Raw genomic sequence first — 7182 nt, forward strand, 5'->3', positions numbered from 1 at the left:
AAGAAAAAAGCCCAAAGTGAGAGATGCGGACGGCGGGGTTAATGCCTCGCCGTTTTTGCAAAACAGGGGGGTGAAAAGCGTGCACACCCCGTGCACCATGCGTGCACCGCCTGAATCGGGTTTTTGTTAACCGAAAATTAGCTAATGCGGCGTGCGGTGCGGCTAGGCCGTGAGCTTTTTGCTGAGGCCCGCGAGCATGTTGAGGCAAGCTTGAAGCTGGTCGGGTGCGATGAACTCGTCGGGTTTGTGAGCTTGTTCGATGCTGCCCGGCCCGCAAACGACAACCGACATTCCGAGCTGTTGGAACAGGCCTGCCTCGGTTCCGAATGCCACCACATCGGCGCCATTGCCGCCCGTGAGAGCTGTGCAGAGGTCGCGGGCTTCGTTTTTTTCCATCGGGGTGAGGCCGGCGACTTCGCCTATGGTTTCGACTTCGATATCGGCGGCCGGATGTACGGCGCGCATGGCGGGAAGCAGGACATCGTTTGTGTAAGCGTCGAGCGCTGTGTGAACGAATTTGTAATCACTGTCCTGAACAGGGCGAAACTCCCATTCGACCTCGGCCTTACCTACGATTACGTTGTGCGCTACGCCGCCCGAAATGCGGCCGATGTTGACGGTTGTGTAGGGCGGCGTGAAGCGGCTACCGGCAGGCGCGCGCGCCATCAGCTCGCTGCGCACCTCCATGAGCTTGGTGACATAGCGGACGGCATATTCGGCAGCGTTGACTCCGCGATCAGGGGCGCTGCCGTGGCCTTCAAGGCCGGTGAAGCGGGTTGTGTATTCACAGCACCCTTTGTGACCTTCGATGATGCGCATTTCGGTGGGTTCACCGATGATGGCTATTGCGGGTTTGATGCCTTGGGCTTTGAGCTCTTCCACCAGAGCTTGCGCGCCGATGCAGCCTGTTTCCTCGTCATGTGTAAAGGCGAAATGCACAGGGCGTGTCAGTTCCAGGCCGGCGTATTCTTCGGCCATGGTCAGTGCTGCGGCGATGTAGCCTTTCATATCGCATGTGCCGCGCCCGAAGAGGAGGCCGTCGCGGTCTGTGAGTGTGAAGGGATCTGTGGTCCAGTCCTGATCGGCCACGGGGACAACATCAGAGTGACCGGAGAGCACGATGCCGCCGTCGCCCTCGGGCCCCAGCGTGGCGAAAAGATTGGCCTTGGTTCCGCAAGGCGAGCTGAAACTGCTCACCCGTGCGCCGAGGTGGCCGAGATGATCGGCCATGTATGTGATCATTTCGAGGTTACTGTCGGTTGATACTGTCGGAAAGCTGATGAGCTTCTCGAGGATTTCGACAGTGCGGGCGAGAGGCGTGGAGAGTTGATCTTTCATGACTGGAAACACGTGCTGAGAAGCCCGCTGAAGCGGACGGCAAAACCGGATGAGAAAAAGGATGTTTCGGCGCAGGTCATGGTGTCTTCCAAGTCTGGTTGGTGCGCCTTTATGAGGGGTGAAACAGGTGGTTTGGTCTAGCGGGTAAAACGCCTAGATTGGGCGGTTTGCGACATTTCCCGGTTTGGAAGCGATGTGATTCTCTGTTTGTTCACCTGTGAACAATAGCCAAGACGTGAAATTATATTTCGGTGAGTGGGCCATATTGCAAATAAACTGTCGCCAGAGCCCAATTTTTATGCGTATTCTGATAATTGTCCAACTTGAGACGGGAAATAAAAAAATACTTGGCTAGCCTGTTGCATGACCCCTCGCAACTGAGGTTAGATACGCAACAATAAGTGGCTTAAGCCATAAGCAAACGACAGGGAGCCGATTTTTGGCCAAAACGCATGATGAAGATGCGTTCGTAGCGTTCGAACGTGTTCAGAAGAGTTATGACGGCGAAACGCTTGTTGTAAAAGACTTAAACCTCACATTGCCAAAGGGCGAGTTTCTGACAATGCTCGGGCCGTCAGGGTCGGGCAAGACAACTTGCCTGATGATGCTGGCGGGCTTTGAAACGGCCACGCACGGCGAGATCAAGATTGACGGTGTGAGTATCAACAACATTCCGCCGCACAAGCGTGGCATTGGCATGGTGTTTCAGAACTACGCGCTGTTTCCGCATATGACGATTGCCGAGAACCTCGCGTTTCCGCTTGAGGTTCGCAAGATTGGCAAGTCTGACCGCGAAGCCAAGGTGAAGCGGGCTTTGGACATGGTCGAGATGGGCAACTTTGGCGGCCGCCGCCCTGCGCAGCTTTCGGGCGGGCAGCAGCAACGTGTCGCTTTGGCGCGTGCACTTGTTTTTGAGCCTGAGCTGGTTCTGATGGACGAACCCCTCGGCGCGCTCGACAAGCAGTTGCGGGAAAAGATGCAATTCGAGATTACGCATCTTGCGCACGAGCTTGGCATTACCACGGTTTATGTGACCCACGACCAGACAGAAGCGCTGACCATGTCAGACCGCGTTGCTGTGTTTGATGACGGGCGCATCCAGCAGATTGCGCCGCCTGACGAACTGTATGAAAATCCCCAGAACAGCTTCGTTGCGCAGTTCATCGGCGAGAACAACACACTGCAGGGTGTTGTGAAAAAGATCAGCGGCAACGCTTGTATCGTGCAGCTTGACAGCGGCGAAGAGATTGATGCGATGCCTGTAAATGTGAACAAGGTCGGCGACCGCACGACTGTTTCGATCCGCCCCGAGCGTGTCGAATTTGACAAGAGCCGCCTTCATGCCGATGCGCATACGCTTAAGGCCGAGGTGCTCGAATTTATCTATATGGGTGATATTTTTCGCACGCGCCTTCGGGTTGCGGGGAACGACGAGTTCATCATCAAGACACGTAACGCGCCTGATCAGGTGCGTTTGAAGCCGGGACAGCAGATTGAAATCGGCTGGCTTCCGGAAGACTGCCGCGCGCTTGACGCGTAACGCAGCGTGAGACTATCGCGTGCGCCGCGAGCGGGGCGCGTTGATTGAATGTGGATGGGTTAAAAGCCCTAGAGGCTCATGCACAAAAGATTAAACGGGCAAATACACGGGAGAATATAATGAAATTCACCAAGACACTTCTCGCAACAACAGCACTGACAATGGCTGCTGGTGTTGCTGGTGCGCAGGATATGCCGAACGAAATGACCATCGTGTCATGGGGCGGCGCTTACTCTAAATCGCAGCTTCTGGCTTATCACGAACCCTATTCGGAAAAGACGGGTGTAACCATCCTGAACGATGAAAGCTCGAACGAAGCTGTTGCCAAGCTGCGCGCGATGAACGAAGCCGACAATATCACATGGGATGTTGTTGATGTTGTTGCGGCCGATGCGATCCGCCTTTGCGACGAAGGTCTCGCGATGGAAATCGACCCTGACACGATGCTTGCGCCTGCCGACGATGGCACGCCGGCTTCGGAAGACTTCGGCGATTTGCTTGTCAGCGATTGCTTCATTCCGCAGATCGTTTACTCGACAACATTCGGTTACCGCACTGACCTTGTTGGCGACACGCCACCCACAGACGTTTGTGACGTGTTTGATCTTGAAGCCTATCCCGGCAAGCGCTCGCTCGAGAAGCGCCCGATTAACAACATGGAATGGGCTCTGCTCTGTGACGGCGTAGCGAAAGACGATGTCTATGATGTTCTGGCAACAGACGAGGGCCAAAACCAGGCGCTTGCGAAGCTCGACACCATCAAGGACAGCGTTGTCTGGTGGTCAGCCGGTGCGGATACACCGCAGCTTCTGGCGGATGGCGAAGTTGTTATGGGGTCAACATACAACGGCCGTCTCTTCAGCGTGATCGAAGAGCAGAAGCAGCCTGTTGCTATGCTCTGGGACGCTCAGGTGTTTGACCTTGACGGTTGGATCATTCCTGCCGGTCTTTCACCCGAACGTCAGGCGCGTGCGCTTGATTACATCATGTTCGCGACAGACACACAGCGCCTTGCCGACCAAGCGAAATATATCGCTTACGGCCCTGCGCGTAAGTCTTCGGCTCCGCTTGTAGACAAGCACGCCGAGCTTGGCATCGATATGGCACCGCATATGCCGACCGATCCGGAGAACGCCAAGAACACGTTCCTCTACAACTACGGTTTCTGGGCTGACTACCGCGACGATATCGACGCGAAGTTCCAAGCTTGGCTCGCCAAGTAAAGCACTACCGGAGGGGCCGTTCGCGGCCTCTCCACACCACCAGTTAATGACTTGAATTGATTCAAGCGAAATACACGGGGACGAACATGAGCGATGTAACGCAAGACGGGCCAGTTCTGGCGGCAGATGGAACGCCGCTGAAAAAGAGCCTCGCCCGGGCACTACGGGTAGAAAAACTGCGTGCCTTGGCGCTGATTGCGCCGCTGCTTATCTTTGTCCTGGTTTCGTTTATCATTCCGATCGGCTCGATGCTGTTCCGCTCGGTTGAAAACCAGATCGTCGGAAACACGCTGCCCAACACTGTTGCGCGGCTGAACGCTTGGGAGGCCGACGATGATGCGCTTCCGCCCGAGCCTGTTTTTGAGGCGATGTATTATGACATGTTCAACGCGGCAGAAGCCAAACGCCACACGCGGCTTGGCTCGCGGCTGAACTATGAAGCCTCCGGGATGTCATCGCTGTTCCGCCAAAGCGGACGCAAGCTTGATGACCTCGGCAAGGACTATCTGAAAGACATGAGGGCGATCAACGCCGGGTGGGGCCAAGCCGGGCCTTGGTATGAGCTGATGTCGGGCGGCGAAGGGGCCGAGGCCGACAGAGATTTCTCCAAGCTAGCTGTTGGCAGGATCTCGCGGCTTGAAGAGACTGTTCTGAAGCCGGCTGAGGCGTTTGCGCCTTCTGTCGAGATTGTTGCGCTGTTGCCCAAGACGGCCGAAGCCTACACCTCGTTTGCCGTATATGAAGGGCTCGTCGAAGGGCGCGATGTGGCGACTCGCAAGCCTTGGGAAACGGTTTATCCTGCTTTGGTGCAAGACCTGAAGGCAGCCGATGTTTCGGGCTTTACGGGCGCAGGCGCGGATATGCTCAAGGAACTGGCGGGCAATATCGGCCAGTTTGAAGCGCCGAATTTCACACAGGTTATGGCCGAAGTCGATGACGACTGGAGCAACCCTGAAACATGGTCACTCATCAAGGCGCATTCGGGCAAATACACCAACGGGTATTTCCTCAATGCGATTGACATGCAACGCACCCCGGACGGTGCAGAGATGCAGCCCGAAAACAAGCGTGTGCTTCTGACACTGTTCAAGCGCACACTTTATATGTCGCTTGCGATTACGGGCATGTGCGTTTTGCTAGCCTATCCTGTGGCATGGATTTTGGCGAACCTGCCGGCGCGCTCGGCCAATATGCTGATGATCCTCGTGCTCCTGCCATTCTGGACCTCGCTTCTGGTGCGCACATCTGCCTGGAAGGTGATGCTGCAACAGCAGGGTGTTATCAACGATGTGCTGGTCTGGCTTGGCTTTCTGGCCGATGACGACAGGCTCATCATTATCAACAACGCGACCGGCACGATTATTGCGATGACGCATATCTTGCTGCCGTTCATGATTTTGCCGATGTATTCGGTGATGCAAACGATCCAGCCGACTTATCTGCGCGCGGCCAAGAGCCTTGGCGCAACGAATTGGACGGCGTTCTGGCGGGTGTATTTCCCGCAGTCTGTTCCGGGTATCGGAGCGGGGTCGATCCTCGTGTTTATTCTGGCGATTGGTTACTACATCACCCCCGAGATTGTGGGTGGGACCAAGGGGGTCTTTATCTCCAACAGAATCGCCTATCACATTTCATCATCACTCAACTGGGGACTCGCGGCTGCGCTTGGCACGATCCTGCTTGCGGTGGTTCTCGTTCTCTACTGGGCCTACGATAAGATCGTCGGCATCGACAATGTGAAGTTGGGATAAAAAAATGGCTGCACTCACTCCTATTTCACGCAAACCTTTCTGGCTTGTTGCTCTGATCACCGGCGGATTTGGCGCTTTCTTCGGGCTCTTCCTCGGCACAGCAAACGGCTCTGGCCCCATGGGCGTTGTCATTGGCGCGGTGCTGATGATTGCGCTGGCATTTATTTATATCTCCGTGCTTGGAAACGAGCGCTTGGGCCGCGGAATTACCTTTGCCGCGGCGGGCATTGCCGGTTTTGCGGCGGGAGGCATTCCGCTCGCGATTGTCGGTGCGATCCTTGGCGCTGTGGCCGGTTGGTTGATTTACTGGGTCTATGAAGGGCGCTACCGCTCTTACATTGCGCCGTATCTCACTTGGTATCAGGTGCTGTGGTATTACGGTTTCCGGATGATATGTGCTGCGATCTTTATCTTCCTGATCACGCCTATTCTGGTTGTTCTGCCGCTGTCGTTCAATGCGGAGAACTTCTTTACCTTTACACCCGAGATGTTGCGGTTTGACCCTGAAGGATATTCGCTGAAGCACTACCGCGACTTCTTCAACAACAACGAATGGCAGCGCAGCTTCAAGAACTCTCTGATCATTGCACCGATTGCGACGATTATTTCGGTAAGCCTTGGCACGCTGGCGGCGATTGGCCTCAGCCAGAGCCATGTGCCCGGACGGCGCGCGATTATGGCGGTTATGATTTCGCCGATGATTGTTCCGCTGATCATTTCGGCGACAGGTATGTTCTTTTTCTACAGCCAGATCGGGAACTGGATGGAAGGGACGCTGGGGCTTAACAAAGACCTTGTCGGATATATCAAAGTGATCCTTGCCCATGCGGTGCTGGGCATTCCTTTCGTCATTATTACGGTGACGGCGACGCTTGTGGGCTTTGACCGCTCGCTCACCCGTGCGGCGGCGAATATGGGAGCTGATCCTGTCACCACCTTCTTCCGCGTGCAGATGCCGCTTATTTTGCCGGGCGTGATTTCGGGCGGCCTGTTTGCCTTTATCACCTCGTTTGATGAAGTCGTGGTTGTGCTGTTTGTCGGCTCGGCGAGCCAGAAGACACTGCCTTGGCAGATGTTTATTGGTCTTCGCGAGCAGATCAGCCCGACGATCCTTGCGGTTGCGACGATTCTTGTTGCAATTTCGATTGCGCTGCTGGCGACGCTCGAAATGTTGCGCCGCCGTTCGGAACGCTTGCGCGGTATGTCACCGGGCTGAAACAAAGCGGGTTCGGATTTCGCTTTGCAAAATCCGAACCCGGGGGGGGGGGGGGGGGGGGGGGGGGGGGGGGGGGGGGGGGGGGGGGGGGGGGGGGGGGGGGGGGGGGGGGGG

Annotated in this window: 5 protein-coding genes; 4 read left to right on the forward strand and 1 reads right to left on the reverse strand. The window is 55.9% G+C overall.

Features of this window, described 5'->3' with window-relative positions; all coding sequences use genetic code 11:
* Nucleotides 1–162: 162 nt before the first annotated feature.
* Nucleotides 163–1338: an acetylornithine deacetylase gene (gene argE, locus OE750_RS06305; protein WP_263762599.1), complete on the reverse strand. Its 1176-nt coding sequence runs from the start codon at nucleotides 1336–1338 to the stop codon at nucleotides 163–165.
* Nucleotides 1339–1777: 439 nt separating this feature from the next.
* Here argE and OE750_RS06310 point away from each other — a divergent pair, with 439 nt between their 5' ends.
* From OE750_RS06310 to OE750_RS06325, 4 genes are all read left to right on the forward strand, one after another.
* Nucleotides 1778–2878 carry an ABC transporter ATP-binding protein gene (locus OE750_RS06310; RefSeq protein ID WP_263762601.1) on the forward strand — a complete coding sequence of 367 codons (1101 nt, stop codon included), beginning with the start codon at nucleotides 1778–1780 and terminating at the stop codon, nucleotides 2876–2878.
* 119 nt (nucleotides 2879–2997) lie between these two features.
* On the forward strand, nucleotides 2998–4101 hold the full coding sequence (locus tag OE750_RS06315) for an extracellular solute-binding protein (RefSeq protein WP_263762603.1): 1104 nt from the start codon (nucleotides 2998–3000) through the stop codon (nucleotides 4099–4101).
* 86 nt (nucleotides 4102–4187) lie between these two features.
* Nucleotides 4188–5852, forward strand: coding sequence for an ABC transporter permease (locus OE750_RS06320; protein WP_263762605.1), 1665 nt, complete (start codon nucleotides 4188–4190; stop codon nucleotides 5850–5852).
* A gap of 4 nt (nucleotides 5853–5856) precedes the next feature.
* A complete protein-coding gene (locus OE750_RS06325) occupies nucleotides 5857–7068 on the forward strand; it encodes an ABC transporter permease (RefSeq protein WP_263762607.1) in 1212 nt (403 codons plus the stop codon).
* Nucleotides 7069–7182 lie beyond the last annotated feature (114 nt).

Origin of the sequence: Lentibacter sp. XHP0401 (assembly GCF_025751535.1) — a bacterium.
Taxonomy (GTDB): domain Bacteria; phylum Pseudomonadota; class Alphaproteobacteria; order Rhodobacterales; family Rhodobacteraceae; genus Lentibacter.